Genomic DNA, 17,201 nt, shown 5'->3' with positions numbered 1-17,201 from the left:
TTATTTGAGGATTGGACTTTTCATGACCGCTTTCTGATAAAACGGAATGAACCCTAAGCGCTCCATATTCCGTCCCGAGGCCGTATCGACTTTCGTCGTCACGGTCACGTACTCGCATCCGGCCGCTTTCGCGGCCGCAATCCGTTCCAAGATGAGCTGCGTCTGATAGCCTCTGCCCCGATAAGCGGGAATCGTGCTCGTCAAAAACAGTTCACCCATCCCGTCCTGGATGGCTAGAATCCCGCCAGCGACGGCCGTCCCGCCTTCGCGGACGAGAAACGCCTGGTTTTCGGGAAGCGCGTAGAAACCTTTCGCCGTATCGATCGTCTCTTGCATGACCGTCCCCGTCTCGGCGAAGCCGGCCGCGATGGCCCGGGCCCACTCATTCACGTTGTTTGCGTGCACGCGTTCGACCGGATGCGCCATCTCTGGCAAGACGAACGCATTCACGTCGAGCAACCAGACGTCGAGGAAGTGGTCGAGCGTATAGTTTCGTTCTTGCAATAACCGGATGAGTGACATGTCCGCGAGTGGACAGACTTCGATATGTAGGCGGGACACGTTCTTCCCGCGCACCCACTTCTCCATCTGGTGCAAATCGTAAAAACTGGTCGGTCGATTCAACCCGAAGCCGACCGCGAAACTCGTATTGCCCATCCGGAAGACGTGGCCCTTGTTTTCAACAATCAATTCCGAACCTTCATAGGGAGGGGTCTGTTTACGATGCCGAATATAGGCAGACGTCCCTTCCGCTTTGATGCGTTCGATCCGCCTGGCTAGTTCTAAGCGTCTCATCTCATTCCCTCCCTACTAATCTCCCCTGAGTTTACCACACTTCGATTGCGAACAGATTGTGATTCCGTTACAGCCGGACCTCATCGACGACAAATGACGATGATCCTTCGATTTCTTCGATGAAGTGCGACCCGAACAGCATCGCCGGTGTAAAGCTACCTGGGATGACACGGCCCGATCCGACAAGACGCTTCACGACCTCAAGTGCGCCGTACACGGTGAAGGCATACGTGCTCGCCGTCTTGATGCGAACGATCACTTTACGTCCTGAGGCGTCCGTCGCCTCGCCCCAGACATACGTCGATGATTGCTCCCGCTCCGACTCATCCGGTCCGCTCACGTGCTCATCAACGTAACGGAGCAGCTTTCCTTGCACCGCGTCGCTGCCAAGAATCGGGCCGAACCAAGATAAGAGACGCGCCCCGTAAGCGTAAGCCGTCGGGACCGGGACCCACGTCGTGATGTTCGGGATACCCGTCGTATAATAGGCGGTCGAGACATCCCCCCATGGAATCGCAAGTGCCGTTTTCTTGCCGCGTCCGAAATCGATGTGACGGCGTTTCGCCCCGAGCGGGAATGGTGTCAGTTCGCCATCTTTCCGTTCGGCACTGCTCGACCCGAGTCCGCGGATGGCTGTTTTCAGCGTCCCGCGTGAGATACCGGCGGCCGCCGAGAAGCCGAGTGCTAGATTCGTCGCATCCGGCATCAGCTCTTTCAACTTGCGGGCCACACAGTCGGTCGGGATGACGTCAAAGCCGACACCCGAACAAAGCAACACGCCGGCCTCTTGTGCGAGCTTGGCCCGTTTCTTCGAGTGGATGTATTCGAACACTTCGATTTCCCCGGTAATATCCAAGTAATGCGTCTTCGTGGCGAGGCATGCCTCGACCATCGGCCGACTCGTATCGGCGAACGGTCCGGCACAGTGTAACACGAGGTCGATGTCTTCCAATTGGCGTGTCGCCTTATCGAACGACAAGTTAAAGACGCGCGTCTCACACGCGAGCTCTTCCCCGAGCTTTGCGATTGCGTCCGCACGCCGACCCGCGAGCACCGGTGTCATCCCTTCTTTTACTGCTTGCCGGGCAATCAGTTCGCCTGTATAGCCGTTCGCCCCATAAATCATCCATTTCATCACGATTCCTCCTTCAACTCTACAAACATGTCTTTTCTTTGTTCCCTATCCTGGCAACTTTCACCCGTGTAACCGATGCATCACGTCTTGCATCACACCAATCAAATAAACGATGCCAACAGCCGTCACTATGACACCGACGGGGATGACGAGACTCGACCACACCTGCCTTGTTGCGAACCGACAGCCCTTATATGTCAAGTAGCGATCAATCGCCCAATATAATAGCGCCGCCCCTAAACTGAGCCAGAGCAAGACGAGCCCGAACCCGATATGTAACCCAAACGAGACGAGCGGCCCGAACCGCTTCGACATCCGGCGTGTCACCCAATCGCTGAACACCGACGTCAACACGCCGTACGTGACGATGACCGGGAAACTAACTGCTAAATAAGTTGCCGTCAACATCAATAGCTCATTCACCGTATCGCTCACCCCACCGCTGTCCGGATATTGCGGGATGACGACCCAACACGCCAACAAGAGTGCATAAATCGGGGCCGTGAGCGACGCCGCGACAATTTTCCGAGCCCACATGCTCATTTCCCCCCTTCTTCTACTCCAACTTTACATGACCCGTAAAAAAAGCGCACAAAAAAACCAGCCTGTTTAAAGGCTGGCCAAATACTTAGTTGTTCGCAGCTTCTGCCGCTTTCGTGCGGACCGTCTGCATCGCTTCTGTCCATGGGACGAGCTGGTCGAGCATGTCGTTGACCGATTGGACTTGAACGTCTTTCGGTGCGAAATGTGTCCCGTTCTCGAAGTCCGTGAAGAGCGAGAGGGCTGGGTGGACACGGACGTGGGCGATCAAGAGCTCGCTCAACACGCCGCGTAAGTGTTCTGTCGCACGCGCACCGCCGACTGAACCGTACGAGACGATTCCGGCTGCTTTGTTATGCCATTCGTTACGTAAGTAGTCGAGAGCATTTTTGAGCGCGCCTGTGATTGAGTGGTTGTATTCTTGGACGATGAAGACGAAGCCGTCCATCTCTGCGATTTTCTCAGACCATGCCGCCGCACCTGATGCGTCGCCGCCTGGTTCGCCGAGAAGCGGAAGGCTGTAGTCTGCGATATCGATGATTTCATAGTTAGCGTCACCGCGTTTGTTCGCGAGTTCTTTCACCCATTCTCCGACTTGTGGGCTGACGCGTCCTTCACGAGTAGATCCGAGTACGATTCCAATTTTCAACATGTTAGTTCCTCCTTGTGAGTTGGTTGGTTCTTCTTGTTTACCGAACAAACGATTTAAAAAGCTCATTTCATTCCCTCATATTCTTTCTCAAACGTTTTTGTACTTCTGACCGTATCAATCGGTCGAACCATCGCTTCAATCTGTTCCCGCTTCGACTCTAAGAACGGCGGGAGTGACAATTTCTCACCGACCGTCTCATACGGCTCATCGCCCATGAACCCTGGTCCGTCCGTTGCCCATTCGAACAGGATTTGCGGCGCGACGCGTGCGTAAGACGATTCAAAGAAGAAGCGGTCGACATAGCCTGATGTCGGTAACCCGAACTGTTGCAATCGTGCCGTCCATTCATCGAGGACACTGCGGTCATCAACACGGAAAGCGACGTGATGCACGGTTCCGAACCCTTGGCGCGCGACTGGTGACGTCTCGTCATGAATGACGACGACTTGCGCTCCGTTTCCACCCTCACCTCCTTCAAAGAGATGCGCGTCGCCTTCTTGTCCGATCTCTTCGAACAACATGACTTGCTCCATCACTTGTTTGAAATACGTAAAGTCCGCGATGCGGATGAAGATTGGACCGAGGCCCGTGATGGCGTACTCGAGCGGGACCGGGCCGTTTTGCCACGGTTCGCCTGACGCGACGCCAACGTTGAACTCATCTGAGATGAGCTGGTACGCCTGCTCGTCGAAATCGACGAACGAAAGCGTCTTCTTGCCGAACTGCTCGGCGATGCCTTCATGCTTCACTCCGAGGCGGTCGAATCGACGTTCCCAATATGTGAGTGCCTCGTCGGTCGGGACGCGGAACGACGTCTTGGCGATTTCATTCGTCCCATGCACGCCTTTTGGGATGCCAGGGAAATCGAAGAACGTCATATCTGTTCCAGCGCTGCCTTTGTCATCGGCGAAAAATAAGTGGTACGTCTGAATGTCGTCTTGGTTGACCGTCTTTTTGACGAGACGCATCCCAAGGACGTTCGTGAAGAAGTCATAGTTCTTCTCGGCGCTGCTCGTAATCGCCGTCACGTGGTGAATTCCTTTTACATGGTTCATTCGAATCGCTCCTTCAAAATCTTGATTTCGAGATAATTAATTAAAATTTTTTTGCCGCTTCGGCACGTTTGCCGATCGTCTTCAATTGAGTAATTGTATTTGCTAAATCGAGACCGTCGAACAGCTCGTCCATTCGTCGTTCATGGGCTGGAAAGATGCATGACATAAGTGTCTGTCCTTCCTCTGTCAGTGCCGCATACGTGACGCGACGGTCGCTCGGACACGCTTTGCGGATCAAATAGCCTTTCGCTTCGAGCCGGTCGACGATGTATGTCATGCTCCCGCTCGTCAATAATACTTTTTTGCCGATCATTTGAATCGGTTGGTCGCCTTTATGGTACAGCAATTCCAGGACCGAGAACTCGGTCGGATTCAGCCCGTACTCGGCGACTTCATGCTTGACCACGTCTTGAATCGATTGCGAGGCCCGAAGCAACACCGTGATCGCTTTTAACGTTTGTCGTTCTTCCATGTGTTCCCCTCCTCTGCTGAGAGAAAACAATACTTTAAATTTCATTATCTTTAATTCGAGATAAATATAACACGCTAAATTTGATGGGTCAATCAATTTGTCTCAAAAAAAAAGACGAGTTGCCTCGTCTTGTCGTTTCAGTCATACGTCTCATCCAAGTTACGCGCATAAAACGCGATGGCGCGACGATACCGTTTGATGCTGTCATCCGGCTCCGGGCTTGCGAGCAGTTCGAGCAACGTACCAGTCGCCTTACTGTGGCGCCCGAGATTATAATGAGTCATCGCCTGGAACACTTTGAGCGCCCCGATGTCTGGGAACTGCTCAATCGCCTTGGCAAACAACGCCTCAGCGTCCTCATAGCGGCCGAGCGCCCGATACGTGCTGCCGAGTCCGATATACGTCTCCCGAAGCTCTTCGCCGGCGAGGCCGAGCCGGATTGCCCGTTCATAATGCGGGACGGCTTGACGCTCTTCCCCGAGCGAGTCATAACACCAGGCGCAATGGGCATGCAGGCGTGGGTTCTTCTCATCTTGTCGGAGCAACATCAGGAACAGCTGCTTTGCCGGTTCGAGCTCTCCGATCTCGCGGAGACGAATCGCTTCGTCGAGCCCTTTCTCCTCTGGGGTTTGAACTTCCAGGTCACTCAAGTCGTCGAGCCACGCTTGCAACAACTCGTAATAGCGACCGACATGGACGCCATCGACGAGGGCATGATGCGCTTGAACCGAGAGCGGCATCGACATTCGGCCGCCCGTCTCCGTAAACTTGCCCCAAGCGATGCGCGGCACCGTATCATGCTGCTGATCGTGTGTCGGGTGGCTGATGCTCGTGAACGTGACCCAGGGCACGCTCGTGATGTAAAGCAGACTGTCCGGCTCATCGTCGCCGACGACGACTTCCCGTTTCGCCCCGCTCATCCGGGCCGTCACTTCTTCCATGAAGTCCGGGAACGCGTCTTTATACGTTGCCGTGCAAAAGTTGAAGACGTCATCGTCCATCATGACGGTGAACGATGGATGTACGACGTCGTGCTCGATGACCTCGTCGCCGCGAATGCGGTAGCGAAGCTCCGGGATGGCGTTCGCCGTCTTGACAGCACCGTACAAGAACAGTTTAAAGAACGACTGGCCGGTCCGTTTGGCGTGCGTATGTAACTTCGTCACATCAACGCTCGCCGTCACATTGAAATGCGGAGCGTCAAACGCCTGAAAGAATTCGTAATGCTTCTTGCGCGACCACGTCTCGGTATTGATGATTTTCATGATTCGTCCCCCTGTTTTTTCTTTCACTGTACCAAAGGGAACAGGTCGTTCAAAGTTTTTGCTTCAACTCGGTGTAATGCTCGTTCGCCAAGTCGAAATAGACGAAGTCCCGACGTTCAATCCGGTCGAGCGTCGCATGGAAGTCACGCCAGCCCTTCTCGACGAGCTCTGGCGTCAGTTCTCCGGCCACCGTAGCTTCCTCGAACTCGTCCTCGTCTTTGCGGACGACGTCCCCGTTCGGGAAGATGAGGATGTCGAGCAACAAGTCGTCCATATACGGGATTCCATCCTCATATCCGATTGCTTCGACGATATCGATGTACCATTGGACGATTTGCCCTTCCTCATTAAACATGACGGTCACACCGAACGGCTCGTCGTCCGGGAAGTATTGTAGCCAAGCGTATCCGGCATCGGCGACGATGAACTCTTCTCCCTTGTGCATCTTATATTGAGGTGCGCGGACGGCGTCGATTTGAAACAAGGCGACCGTCCCGGAGAAACGGTCATCATGGATTTCCATCTGCGCGTAGCGATGTTGCAAAATCCGTTCCCAGTCCCGGCGATTGGCAAATTTTCGTTTTGGCATATGTCTCTCTCCTTTTGACCCAATTCATACGTAAAGAGTTCGCCAAAATCCGACATTCCCCTGTTCAATCGTACAGATTGTGTTGATTGAACGAGACGAGATGGCTTTGTTTCAATCGTTTTCGCTCGACCATCCGTGTAAAGGCGTCGGTCGAGATGAAGCGATTGCCCGGGTGAATCGTCGCCAACTGCAACAAGATGAAGCGAATGCCGCGCTCCCCTTCCTGAAGCGGGACATGAAACATCGTCCCATCCTCATTGAATCGATTTATGAACAATTCGATTTTGCAGTCTTCTTTTAACAGTCGTGACGTGACGAAGGCGGCTTGGCTGATGAGGGATTCGAAGTCGTGATGGAGCGTATAACCGGACGGACCGTTCAAGTCCAAGGCGAACGTGAACGTATCGAGCGTCGTCTGTTGAAATACTTTTGACTGCAGGCGTCCGAGTTTGGCGGTCGCGTACCAATCGATCTCCTTCACCGGTTCCCCTTCATACGGTTTCGACCCGATTAGTTGCAACGGATTTCGAAGCGGTGACGCCAAGAGCGGCCGGTCCCCGAGCGCTAACCGTTTCGTCCCGACCGGTGGATGCAACAGGAGCGATGGAAGGACGGTCCACTCTATATCGACCGGTCGTTCATATAAATACGTCCCGAGTCGGAACGGGAGCGTGACGGCGATGACGCATTCCTCGAACGTGGCTGGTCCGCGATACTCAGCGCGCACGACCAATTCGTGGCGGGCGCGACTGACATCGACCTTATAGTCGAGCACGTTCGGAAGGCGCTCATGCGCCGGAAAGCTTATTCCCGAGCTCGACTTCAAACGAATGCGAAGTGGCAGGCCGAGTCGATCCAACTCGTCCACCCCATCGACCACTAACACGATCCGGCTCTCATCTCCGACAAACAGCAATTCTTCGTATTGCGTGAACCGGAGATCGATGTGCCGCTCGAGTTGTTGCCGCGTCCGCTCGAGCATCCAAATCGCACTCGCTACAATGAAACATAGATAGCCGAATCCGTAGACGTACGGGAAGAACACGAGCATGGCTCCGCTCACGAGATATATAGGGAGGAGCCGGCGCTGCAACCAAGCGTGCGTGGACAGGATCATGCGTCAGCCCTCGACCGGCACGGGCACGGTGTCTAAAATGTGTGCAATGACGTTCGCTTTCGTCGACTTAATTCCGCCTTCAAGCGTCAAGCTGATCCGATGGGCGAGCACGTACGGCGCCACGGCTTTGACGTCTTCTGGGATGACGTACAGTCGGCCGGCCAAATAGGCATAACTTTGACACGCGCGGAGCAATGCGATCGCGCCGCGCGGGCTGACCCCGACCTCGACAGAAGAATGCGCCCGGGTCGCATGGACGAGACCGAGCATATAGTCGAGGACATCGTCTTGAATCGCGACTTGTCTCGTCTCGGCCTGCGCTTCTTGCAGCGAGGTGAGTGACGTCACGGCCTCGATGTGTTTGCGGGTCTCGGTCAACACTTGCAACAACAGTTCTCGCTCTTCGGCGGCTTCCGGATAGCCGACCGGAATCGAGATGAGGAATCGGTCGAGCTGCGCGTCTGGGAGCGGGAACGTCCCGGCCGATTCAATCGGGTTTTGCGTCGCGATGACGAAGAACGGCTTCGGCATCGGATACGTCTTCCCGCCGATTGACACTTGTCGTTCCTCCATCGCTTCTAACAGCGCCGACTGGGTGCGCGGGACGGCCCGGTTGATTTCATCAATCAAGACGATGTTCGCAAAAATCGGACCTTGCCGATGGTCAAAGTCTTGCGTCTGCATATTGAAGTAGTCGGTCCCGATGACGTCGGACGGGAGCAAATCGGCCGTAAATTGGATGCGCGAGAATGACCCGTCCAAACTGCCGGCAATCGCTTTGGCGAGCAACGTCTTCCCAGTTCCAGGTACGTCCTCGAGCAAGATGTGCCCTTCGGCGAGAAGCGCCGTGCAGCAGAGCCGGACGACTTCATCTTTCCCCAAATACACTTCATTCAACTGTTTGATGACCGCTTCGATTCCCATTTCGTTCCCCTCCGTTGGTAGATGTCTTATTCGAAGTTTACCTGTTTATGGTAATATAGACAATAAATAGTCTGAACATTCCGATAAGGAGGGAAAGGATGAAGTGGTCATCTCGATTTATAGGGTTCCTTGTTGTGACAGCTTGTCTCGTAGTGATGTTCGTCTTTATCAGCAAGGAGACGTTCAGTTGGTTCCAAACAATCAATACACTTGCTCCAAGTAGTGTGATCGAAATGGGCAAGCCAGAAGAGGCACCACCGCCAAAAGATGGTATTGATTTAGGTTCGACCGATGAGCCTGGAAAAGCTGGAGAACGGCAAGTGAAGGAAGACATGCTCAAATTCAAATTTGGTAGCGGGAATGGTGATGCCCCCGGCGGACTCGGCACATTGTTTACCTTCCTTGCCGCCATCGGGTTGACCGTCTATGGCGTGCGTAGATGGCTGCGTCGTCGACGGGGGAAAGGATTCACGTTTTCTAGTAGACAAAATGCCTTTGCGCCACTGTCTCTCAACGCGGACACATCGATTGAGGCACGGACGTTCCCGATGCTCACGAATATCGAACTGAGGGATTGGCTGATCACGTTCAACGCGTCGCTCGCCCCTGAGTTAAAACTTCGGACGAATGAGACGGTCGTCGACTGGTTCGAGCGCATCGAGCTGACAGATATCGATGCCTCGCTCTATCATCTGATTCGCTATGGTCCCGCATCCGATCATGACATCCCGTTCGAGCAACAACAACGATTTCACGAGGCACTCGACCGTTACTTGAAGCGGCAACCCTGAGCGAGAAAGTACCCGGGTTCTCAATGACTGGCAAACATGCTACGCTCATTGATAATAGGAAAAAAATGTAACTTTCTTAGGAGGTTTGATTGATGAAACGCCTAGGCCTACTCGGATTCAGTGTGTTTTTGCTGACCGGGTGCACCGATTCCGTTGAGCAACCCATCGTCCCGGCCGATACAAATGAACCGTCGTCCGAAGACATCACCGCTTGGACGCGAGAAGATTTTAAAGACGTCTTCGACCAATATGAAAAAGTCCCGCCGCTCTTGAAGGCACTCGAGAACGATGGACTCACCCCGTTCCGCGAGACGTTCGAGCACGTCGTCATCGCCGGCGACGGCATCCAGCATACATACGCCGACATTCATCCGTTCAAACTTGACGACGGCACGTACGCCACCGTCTATGAGAGCGCGAACGGAGACATCGCCAACGGTCCCGAGTCGGTCGCGCCGCTGTTTTGGCAAGAAGCATCGTTCCTTCAATTCGTCGAAGAAATCGAGAAACGAAAATATGGGACGAGTGCCCCACCGACGGACGTCGTTTTGACCGAAGACGAGTTTCAGGCGCTCTATAATCGCCACGCCTACACATCCGCGCTCATCGTCGAGCTCGACGAATGGGGCGTACAACTGGCGCGCGATCCGCTCGAGAACGTCATCATCGCGGGAAACGGGGTCAAGGAAGTGAAGGCCGACTTGATCGTCTTTGAAGTCGAAGGCGGCTACGCCATCGTCTACGACCGAGACGGTGAGATTTTCAAAGGGCCGGAGTCGATTGCTCCGCTGTTTTGGAGCGAGACGGATTATGAAAACCTACTCGAGAAACATGAATGACTTATGGGAAGCGTCGTTTCAAGTCCCGGTACTCGAGTAGCAAATTGAGCCATTGCGCCGGCTTATCGCTCGACTCAGCTACATCGTACCGGTACCTCGTCACATATACATGCCACGACAAGGCACGATAGACGCAACCGAGCTCTTCGGCGATCAATAGATGACGCCAAAGTACGTCCTTGGGTGCGACGCCGCTCCACGCTTCCAAGTAAACCGTACGCATCGTTTGAATCTGTTCATACCAGGCGACCTCGTCTTCTTCCGGCAATAAGTCGTACAGCGCGTTCCAAAACACGCGCACGCTGAAAAACGGATGTGTGACGGTCGCGTCGCCCCAGTCGAGGATACACAAATCATTCGTCCGTTCCCGCCAGAAGATGTTGCCGCCGTGCAAATCACCGTGCTCGAGACTCATCGGCATCCCAATCGCCAGCTCATCGCACATCGCGATCAATTCATCTTGAAGCGCGAGCATAGCCTCGGCTTTGTATTGCTCGAGCCCGGCGCAGAGCTCAGGTAAATACGTGCGAATTTCGCCCTTCAACTTGGCCGGTCGGCGGTCCGGGATGCCGTAAGACAAGTAGGTCTCGATCTGGTCGATCTCCTGTCGCTGCAGCTGTGCGTATTGACGCAACGCCGCTTCGTATCGACTCACGTCAGGTCGTTCACGTAGCGCCTCTCCGCCGATGTCTCGCATGAGCAACCAGTTCCGGGCTGAATCGATGGCGATGACGTCAGGCACGAAATCAGGATGCCGCTCGGCCAGAAACGCCGACAATCCGGCCTCGCCGCGGCTGATATCGGTCACCACTTTGGCGTAGTAACGTTCCTCATCGAGCGCGCCAACAAGCAAGTACGTCAAATCGGTATCTTTGATCACGTGCCACCTCGCATTCGGCACGTTTGCCTCAATCCATCGTTCGAACCGTTCACGAAACGATCGTTCACGCCATGGGATTGCCTGTCTCATCCTTTTCACTCTTTCTTTCATCATCTCCTAGGAGGAAACGATATGGACGTTGTATATTACTCATACCCGGTCGATGCCATCTTGTATATGTACTTAGGGGCGACGGCCGTCGTCAGTCTCATCATCGGGCTGCTCGTTTGGCGTCTGTTCAAGCGCCGAGCTGTCGGCTTTTGGACAACGCTCGTTCTCAGCTTTGTCGGGCTGTCGCTCTCGCTCGTCTGGTTTCAAAACGCGTCCGTCGCCGTGTTCATGGGGACACTCCCGTGGCTGATCAATCTCGTCTTCTCCCTTTTGTTGTACGGCCTGTTCGTCGGAATCATCTATGTCGCGTTCCGACCACGAAAGCTCGACCGCGTCAAGTGACGGTATGCTATACTCATGTTAATAAACGACCACTAGGGGAGCCTTCGGGCTGAGACGGCATGCGCCGGACCCTTCGAACCTGATCTGGCTCATACCAGCGTAGGGAAGTGGTGTGGGATTCGTCTGTCTTTCCACGCCACTTTTCCACTTGGAGAAGTGGCGTTTTCATTTTGAAAGGAGACTATCTATGCGTATTCAACAACTCACTTGGATGGCGATGCTCATCGCCATCGCCGTCATCGGTTCCCTGTTCATCTCGATTCCGACCGGTGTCGCCCGTGCCTATCCGATTCAACATATGGTGAACGTCATCGCCGCCGTCACCGTCGGGCCGATCGGGGCCGTTCTCGTTGCGTTCGTGACCGGAATCGTCCGTGTCATGACCGGTACCGGGTCGCTCTTGGCCTTTCCCGGAGGTATGATTGGGGCGCTTTTGGCCGGGGTCTTCTATATGAAGACGAACCGCGTAGCCTTCGCCGCATTTGGTGAAGTCATCGGGACCGGCCTCATCGCTTCGCTCGTCGCCGTCCCGTACGCCAAGGTGTTGATGGGGACCGAGTTCGGGGCGCTGTTCTTCTTCCCAGCCTTCCTTGCCTCGAGTGTGACTGGGGCCGTGCTCGGCTGGATCGTCTTGGCTCGGGTCAAGCAATTACGACCGCTCACGGTGAAACGATAAATAGGAGTTCCCCCCGCTGAAAAAAATGGTAAAATCAGGATAACACATACTGGGAAGTCATGTCTTGAATCGATTGACGCTATTATTGGCGGCTACCGCTTGCCTGTTCATGTCCGGTCTGTTGTACACACTTGAACGGATTGCCATGTATACACGGTGGAACGCTCAAATCGCAACGGGTACATTCTCGAGCGAGCCGATGTTCGTCGATGTGTTGCTCCAAAACGTGTTCATCTCGATTTTCGGAGTGGCCGTGATCGTTCTCTTTTTCAAAGCGGGCAGTGCTGTCCAAAATACATCGTCCACAAAAGCAGGGACGGCCGACTCATGACGGCTGTCCCTGTTTGACGTGATACACCCAAATCTCTTCCCCGTTTGCCTCATCAATCAGGACACTGTCGACAAATCCCCCCTTCGCATAGAACCGTTTTGCCGGTTCGTTCATCGGATGCAAACTGAGGATGAGGTCATCGACATCGAAGTGTTCTTGCATCCACTGAATCGCAAGTTGTAAACATGTTGAACCGATACCTTTCCCTTGCTCTGTCACATCGATCATAAATCGATCGAGCCAGATGTAACGCTCCACCTTGTTCTCTGCCCCAATCATCATGAAACCGACGGGATGATCATCGCGACAAAGTGCATAGCACTGCCACGCATATTTGACATCGGTTTCCATCTCGCGGAGCGATTCGGCGTTTGTTTCGATAAAGCGAGCTTGGTCAGAAGCGACGGTCAAGGCGACAACAGCCTCCCGGTTCGTGTCATCGACAAGTTGAATCGTCAGCGTATCGGCAGCCATCGGCGCACCTCTTCCATGTCCAGTCCGCGCTTCGGCAAGATATAGGCGCTGACCGAGGAGTTGTATAGATACACATAATCGTCCTCCTCGACGACTTCCTTGATTCCTGCCCATGACACACGCGTCTCGCCGAACTCATTTAAATCGCGCAGACCAGTCTCCTCCAAATCCATCGTATGCAAGCCAAGCATACCTTCGTTGCTGCGTTCGTCGATGAGACGCCGCGTCTGCTTCCGGACGTGCCGTTCAAAGTATTTCGGATAATATAGGAACCACAGAACGCTCGCGATTCCGTATATCCCGTACAGCCACCAGTCCGTCTCTTGGAGCCACGTCGCCAGCACGAAAGCAGCGCCTAAAAAGATAAGTGGTCCGATGATTCGCTGCAGGAGAATCATTCGCTTTCCGGTCTTCGAACGTTTAATATGGCTCAAGTTGAACCGGATATAGTCGTCTTCCGTCAATTCGTATTGGATTTTCATCATCATTCCCTCCTCGGTGTCCTATACGTCTCACGTGAAGAAAAGTTCCGTTCAGAACGTTGATTCGATACACTAAAACAAAGGAGTGACATCATGAAACAAATCCATCACATCTGTATTCAAACACCCGACTATGAGGCGTCCAAACAATTTTATGAGGCGCTCGGCTTCGAACTCGTTCAGGAGTCACCTGACTTTCATACGCGCGCGTACAACAGCTGGCTCAAACTTGGCGATTTCTATATCGAGCTTCAAACGGCAAAAGTCGACGAGACGTTGTCGCCTTATTCAAAGCACGTGGCCGGCCCGGTCCACTTCGCGCTTTATGTCGATGACCTCGAAACAGAAGTGCGGCGCCTCGAGGACCTCGGTGTAACGTTCCTACCAAAGCACGGCGGGAACATCTACTTCGTCGTTGATGGTCATTTGAGTAAATTAAAAGCCCCGGAAGGCACGATTATCGAGCTCCGGGACACGTTTGTCATCAAGTGAGGCGCTGCCTTGCTTTTTTTATTGCCAAAATCGCACACCCTCATGTTTTTCGCCGTCTTCGAACAGGTACAAGACAAAGAACACACTTTGTCCGTACCGTTTGGAGGCCTTTCATGAAATATCTCGATTATTGGAGTTACTTATCGCTCTCCCTCGCCAAGCTGTTCCTCTTCAGCCTGTTGACCGCGAGCGCGTTCGACCTACCTTTTCTATTCATCAACCTCGCGACCATCTTGATGATGACGAGTTGGGCGCTACTCGTAAAATCGCAGACACGTCGCTGGATTTTGTTCGCGTCGCTGTTTCTGCACAGCACGCTACTCATCTCGGACGTCTGGTACTACCGCTATTTCGGTAACTTGCTGTCGGCCGCCTTGCTCTCTGACATCGGCCAGATGGGAGACGTCGGGGGCGGCTTTCTGACACTGATTCAAGCTCCTGACTTCATCTTGTTCACAGATTTGCTCGTCTACGCGGCTGTCCTCCTCTATATGAAGCGACACCCCATCACGGAACCGAAACGTCTCGGTCGCCGTTTGGCGGTCGCCGGTTTTCTTGTCGGCTTCATCGTCTTTACCGTCCCGACCGTTGTTCATTACGCCGAAACAGATCACCGGAAAAGCTCGATTTCGAACATGCGCGAGTATTATCAGCTCGGCTTTTGGGGCTATCACGGGCTCGATACGTTCCGTGGCCTTCGCGACGCGTTGAACCTCGGTGACGACCTGACGGAACGGGAGCGCGGCCAAATCGAAGCGTTGGCGACCGAACCGGTCGAGGCTACAGCCGACACGAACGTCATCGTCGTCCAACTCGAGTCGTTCCAAGCATCCGTCATCGGTCAGACGGTCAACGGGCAGGAGCTGACGCCGAATTTGAACGCGCTTCGTGATGAGATGCTGTATTTCCCGAATTTTTATCATCAGACGCACGAGGGCCGGACGTCTGATGCGGAATTCACCGTCAACGCCTCGCTCTATCCCGTCAAATCAGGTTCGGTGTATACGCAGTATGCGACGAACACGTTTGACGCCTTGCCTGAGCAGTTACGACGAGCCGGCTATGATACGGCCGCGATGCATGCGTTCGACAAGGAGTTTTGGAATCGTGCCAACTTCTATGAGCAAATTGGCTACAACCACTTCTTCCACCAAGGCGATTATCCGGCCAATCCGGTCATCGGTATGGCCGTCGGCGACAAGGAGTTCCTGACGACATCGGTCGACCACTTGGACACGTTGGACGAGCCGTTCTATTCCTTCATGGTCGCGTTGACGAGCCATACGCCGTATGAGATTCCGGACGAGGAGAAACGGTTGGATCTATCGGAATACGAGGACCCGCTCCTCCAAGACTATTATCACACCGTCCACTACAGCGATGCCGCCGTCGGTCTCATGGTCGAACGACTGAAGGCGGACGAAAAGTGGGACGACGCCTTGGTCGTCTTTTATGGCGACCACGACAGCGGATTGACCGCTGCCGGTGACGAGATGGCTATAAAAGCAGATGCCGACTCCACGGTCGATTTGTTCCAGCTTGACCGCTCCGTCCCGTTATTCATCAAACCGGCCGGACTTGAACGAGGCCAGACGGTGCAGGTGAGCGGCGGGCAAGTCGATTTGGCCCCGACCATACTCGATTTGCTCGGCATGACACCGACGTACATGCTTGGAAGTTCGCTTCTCGACGATGAGCCCAATTTGACCGTGTTCCGGAACGGCTCCTTCCGCTACGACGACCTCTATTTCGTCCCGGATTTGACGGAGCCGGTTGGCAGCGGCATGTGTTATTCGGTCGAGACCGGTGATGACTTGCCGCTTCAAGCATGTGAGCCGTATATTGACGAGGCCGCCGAACAGCTTCGCTTATCCGATACAATGATTGAGAAAGACGCCCTGTCCGACTTCACACCAAACGACAAACAAGCCGCCCCGAACTAATCGGGACGGCTTGTTTGTCAGTAGACGTTTCGTAACGCCTTGACGTCGATTTTCTTCATCGGCAAGAACACCTCGGTCACTCGTGCCAATTGTTCCTTTGTTCCGGTCGTCAGCATCTCTTCCATCTCCCACGGCACGATTTGCCAGGAGACGCCATACCGGCCTTGGAGCCAGCCGCACTGTTCCGCTTCCGAGACGGCCGACAGTTTGCCCCAGTAGTCATCAATCTCGGCTTGTGTCTCACAAAAGGCGATCAGCGACTGCATCTCGTTGAAGGCAAATTGATGATTTTCCGCGCTGTCCATGGTGACGAACTCGCGTCCGGACAAGACGAAGCGGGCGTAATTGAGCTTCCCTTCCAACTCCGGTCCGTCTGTCGCCTCGTAACGGATCAGATGGTCTTCCAGCACGTACGAATCCGGGAAGATGGAAATCCAGTCGTTCATCGCCGCCTCAGCGCGCCCGAAGACGTCCCCGACGAACAAAAAGCATGGGGTCACCGTCTGGATGTCCATCCCGCCGCTATGCATGATTTGCCAAGAGACACCGTGTTTGTCTTTTAACCAGCCGTAGCGCTCGCTGAAGTCATACTTATCGAGCGGCATGAGCACCTCTGCCCCCTCCACAAGCTCGTTCCATAGCGTCTCTACTTCTTCCGACGTCGGGAACGCAACCATATATGAGATGGACGGGTTGCGTTCCTTCAACGGACCAGCCCCGAGTAGTTGAAAGAATTGTCCCGCCAGCGAGACGGTCACAACCGTCGTCTCACCCGAAGGCGTATCGCCCAGTTTCGTCGTATAGTCGACGAATGAATCAGGAAATCTCGACACGTACCATTCCGCAATCGCCTCGACGTCACCTTCGAACCAAATGCATGGGATAATCGGTTGGGTAATCATAGTCTTTTCTCCTTTCAGACTTCGTGGAGACGATACACCTCACGAACCGCGAGCAACGTCTCTGCCGCCTTCCGATACGCCTGATAGTGAGATGAGTTGATGTGCGCGTTGAGCGCCGTCTCGTCTCGATACTTCTCATAGAACACGAACGTGCCCGGGGCGTCGATTGACTCATGGAGCACATACGTCAGGCACCCCTCCTCTTGTCGCGACGGAGGAATGACCTCATCGAGCGCTTGCCGTAACTCGTCCTCTTTCCCCGGATGTGCCTTCAAGATAGCGGTGATTGTAATTGCCATATGCGATTCCTCCTCATTTTAGGACTGACGCAAAACTGTTCCCGTTTTGGAAGAGATGTATACGCAAATGGACACGCCTATTTGTAAAGGCGTGT

Annotated in this window: 22 protein-coding genes and 1 riboswitch; of the genes, 7 read left to right on the top strand and 15 right to left on the bottom strand. The window is 54.0% G+C overall.

The features are described 5' to 3' along the window. The 10 genes from KNP64_RS11655 to KNP64_RS11610 all read right to left on the bottom strand — a co-directional run bounded on the left by KNP64_RS11655 (position 1) and on the right by KNP64_RS11610 (position 8,544). The gene (locus KNP64_RS11655; RefSeq protein ID WP_214793605.1) at positions 1-795 is read right to left on the bottom strand and encodes a GNAT family N-acetyltransferase; all 795 of its coding nucleotides are present in this window, start codon (positions 793-795) and stop codon (positions 1-3) included. Between the two features lie 67 nt (positions 796-862). After that, positions 863-1,930 (bottom strand): saccharopine dehydrogenase family protein, encoded by a 1,068-nt coding sequence (locus KNP64_RS11650; protein ID WP_214753427.1) that lies wholly within the window; start codon positions 1,928-1,930, stop codon positions 863-865. Between the two features lie 60 nt (positions 1,931-1,990). Continuing rightward, positions 1,991-2,467 (bottom strand): hypothetical protein, encoded by a 477-nt coding sequence (locus tag KNP64_RS11645; RefSeq protein ID WP_214793607.1) that lies wholly within the window; start codon positions 2,465-2,467, stop codon positions 1,991-1,993. 91 nt (positions 2,468-2,558) lie between these two features. Further along, the gene (locus KNP64_RS11640) at positions 2,559-3,188 is read right to left on the bottom strand and encodes an NADPH-dependent FMN reductase (RefSeq protein WP_128123682.1); all 630 of its coding nucleotides are present in this window, start codon (positions 3,186-3,188) and stop codon (positions 2,559-2,561) included. Then, complete coding sequence (locus KNP64_RS11635) at positions 3,185-4,177, bottom strand: ring-cleaving dioxygenase (protein ID WP_214793610.1); 993 nt, start codon at positions 4,175-4,177, stop codon at positions 3,185-3,187. The genes KNP64_RS11640 and KNP64_RS11635 overlap by 4 nt, the downstream gene beginning before the upstream one ends. A 40-nt stretch (positions 4,178-4,217) precedes the next feature. Then, on the bottom strand, positions 4,218-4,649 hold the full coding sequence (locus KNP64_RS11630) for a MarR family winged helix-turn-helix transcriptional regulator (RefSeq protein ID WP_251126426.1): 432 nt from the start codon (positions 4,647-4,649) through the stop codon (positions 4,218-4,220). Between the two features lie 137 nt (positions 4,650-4,786). Then, positions 4,787-5,914 (bottom strand): tetratricopeptide repeat protein, encoded by a 1,128-nt coding sequence (locus KNP64_RS11625; RefSeq protein WP_214793616.1) that lies wholly within the window; start codon positions 5,912-5,914, stop codon positions 4,787-4,789. A gap of 49 nt (positions 5,915-5,963) precedes the next feature. After that, positions 5,964-6,503, bottom strand: coding sequence for a ribonuclease FAU-1 family protein (locus KNP64_RS11620; protein ID WP_214793621.1), 540 nt, complete (start codon positions 6,501-6,503; stop codon positions 5,964-5,966). Between the two features lie 64 nt (positions 6,504-6,567). Beyond that, positions 6,568-7,620, bottom strand: coding sequence for a DUF58 domain-containing protein (locus KNP64_RS11615; RefSeq protein ID WP_214793624.1), 1,053 nt, complete (start codon positions 7,618-7,620; stop codon positions 6,568-6,570). Positions 7,621-7,623: 3 nt separating this feature from the next. Beyond that, entirely contained in the window at positions 7,624-8,544 is a 921-nt protein-coding gene (locus tag KNP64_RS11610; protein ID WP_214793627.1) for an AAA family ATPase, read from the bottom strand. 98 nt (positions 8,545-8,642) lie between these two features. Here KNP64_RS11610 and KNP64_RS11605 point away from each other — a divergent pair, with 98 nt between their 5' ends. Both KNP64_RS11605 and KNP64_RS11600 read left to right on the top strand, forming a co-directional pair. After that, positions 8,643-9,335 carry a hypothetical protein gene (locus KNP64_RS11605; RefSeq protein WP_214793630.1) on the top strand — a complete coding sequence of 231 codons (693 nt, stop codon included), beginning with the start codon at positions 8,643-8,645 and terminating at the stop codon, positions 9,333-9,335. Positions 9,336-9,427: 92 nt separating this feature from the next. Continuing rightward, a complete protein-coding gene (locus KNP64_RS11600; protein ID WP_214764482.1) occupies positions 9,428-10,174 on the top strand; it encodes a hypothetical protein in 747 nt (248 codons plus the stop codon). A gap of 1 nt (position 10,175) precedes the next feature. Here the strand turns inward: KNP64_RS11600 and KNP64_RS11595 are convergent, their stop codons facing one another. Then, positions 10,176-11,144, bottom strand: a complete 969-nt coding sequence (locus KNP64_RS11595; RefSeq protein WP_214793633.1) for an aminoglycoside phosphotransferase family protein — start codon at positions 11,142-11,144, stop codon at positions 10,176-10,178. 42 nt (positions 11,145-11,186) lie between these two features. On the opposite strand from KNP64_RS11595, the gene KNP64_RS11590 reads away from it, so the two are divergent. The 3 genes from KNP64_RS11590 to KNP64_RS11580 all read left to right on the top strand — a co-directional run bounded on the left by KNP64_RS11590 (position 11,187) and on the right by KNP64_RS11580 (position 12,514). Next, complete coding sequence (locus KNP64_RS11590) at positions 11,187-11,507, top strand: hypothetical protein (RefSeq protein ID WP_214709126.1); 321 nt, start codon at positions 11,187-11,189, stop codon at positions 11,505-11,507. Between the two features lie 24 nt (positions 11,508-11,531). After that, positions 11,532-11,630: riboswitch (TPP riboswitch) on the top strand. A gap of 64 nt (positions 11,631-11,694) precedes the next feature. Further along, positions 11,695-12,183 carry an energy coupling factor transporter S component ThiW gene (gene thiW / locus KNP64_RS11585; RefSeq protein ID WP_214711184.1) on the top strand — a complete coding sequence of 163 codons (489 nt, stop codon included), beginning with the start codon at positions 11,695-11,697 and terminating at the stop codon, positions 12,181-12,183. Positions 12,184-12,247: 64 nt separating this feature from the next. Next, positions 12,248-12,514, top strand: a complete 267-nt coding sequence (locus tag KNP64_RS11580) for a hypothetical protein (protein WP_214793636.1) — start codon at positions 12,248-12,250, stop codon at positions 12,512-12,514. On the opposite strand, the gene KNP64_RS11575 is transcribed toward KNP64_RS11580, so the two are convergent. Both KNP64_RS11575 and KNP64_RS11570 read right to left on the bottom strand, forming a co-directional pair. Continuing rightward, the gene (locus KNP64_RS11575; RefSeq protein WP_214793639.1) at positions 12,509-12,988 is read right to left on the bottom strand and encodes a GNAT family N-acetyltransferase; all 480 of its coding nucleotides are present in this window, start codon (positions 12,986-12,988) and stop codon (positions 12,509-12,511) included. The genes KNP64_RS11580 and KNP64_RS11575 overlap by 6 nt on opposite strands. Next, on the bottom strand, positions 12,970-13,470 hold the full coding sequence (locus KNP64_RS11570; RefSeq protein ID WP_214793644.1) for a YcxB family protein: 501 nt from the start codon (positions 13,468-13,470) through the stop codon (positions 12,970-12,972). The genes KNP64_RS11575 and KNP64_RS11570 overlap by 19 nt, the downstream gene beginning before the upstream one ends. 93 nt (positions 13,471-13,563) lie before the next feature. Between KNP64_RS11570 and KNP64_RS11565 the strand changes: the two genes are divergently transcribed. Next, positions 13,564-13,962 carry a VOC family protein gene (locus KNP64_RS11565; RefSeq protein ID WP_214793647.1) on the top strand — a complete coding sequence of 133 codons (399 nt, stop codon included), beginning with the start codon at positions 13,564-13,566 and terminating at the stop codon, positions 13,960-13,962. Positions 13,963-14,075: 113 nt separating this feature from the next. Then, complete coding sequence (locus KNP64_RS11560) at positions 14,076-15,905, top strand: LTA synthase family protein (RefSeq protein ID WP_214793650.1); 1,830 nt, start codon at positions 14,076-14,078, stop codon at positions 15,903-15,905. A gap of 17 nt (positions 15,906-15,922) precedes the next feature. On the opposite strand, the gene KNP64_RS11555 is transcribed toward KNP64_RS11560, so the two are convergent. Together KNP64_RS11555 and KNP64_RS11550 are read right to left on the bottom strand one after the other, a co-directional pair. Further along, positions 15,923-16,807, bottom strand: coding sequence for a VOC family protein (locus KNP64_RS11555; RefSeq protein ID WP_214793653.1), 885 nt, complete (start codon positions 16,805-16,807; stop codon positions 15,923-15,925). Between the two features lie 14 nt (positions 16,808-16,821). Further along, the gene (locus KNP64_RS11550) at positions 16,822-17,106 is read right to left on the bottom strand and encodes a putative quinol monooxygenase (RefSeq protein ID WP_214793656.1); all 285 of its coding nucleotides are present in this window, start codon (positions 17,104-17,106) and stop codon (positions 16,822-16,824) included. Positions 17,107-17,201: the final 95 nt, after the last annotated feature.

The organism is Exiguobacterium sp. s64, from assembly GCF_018618035.1.
Taxonomy (GTDB): domain Bacteria; phylum Bacillota; class Bacilli; order Exiguobacteriales; family Exiguobacteriaceae; genus Exiguobacterium; species Exiguobacterium mexicanum_A.
The sequence above is the reverse complement of the archived record's forward strand: the minus strand, read 5'-3'. Positions and strand labels throughout refer to the sequence as shown.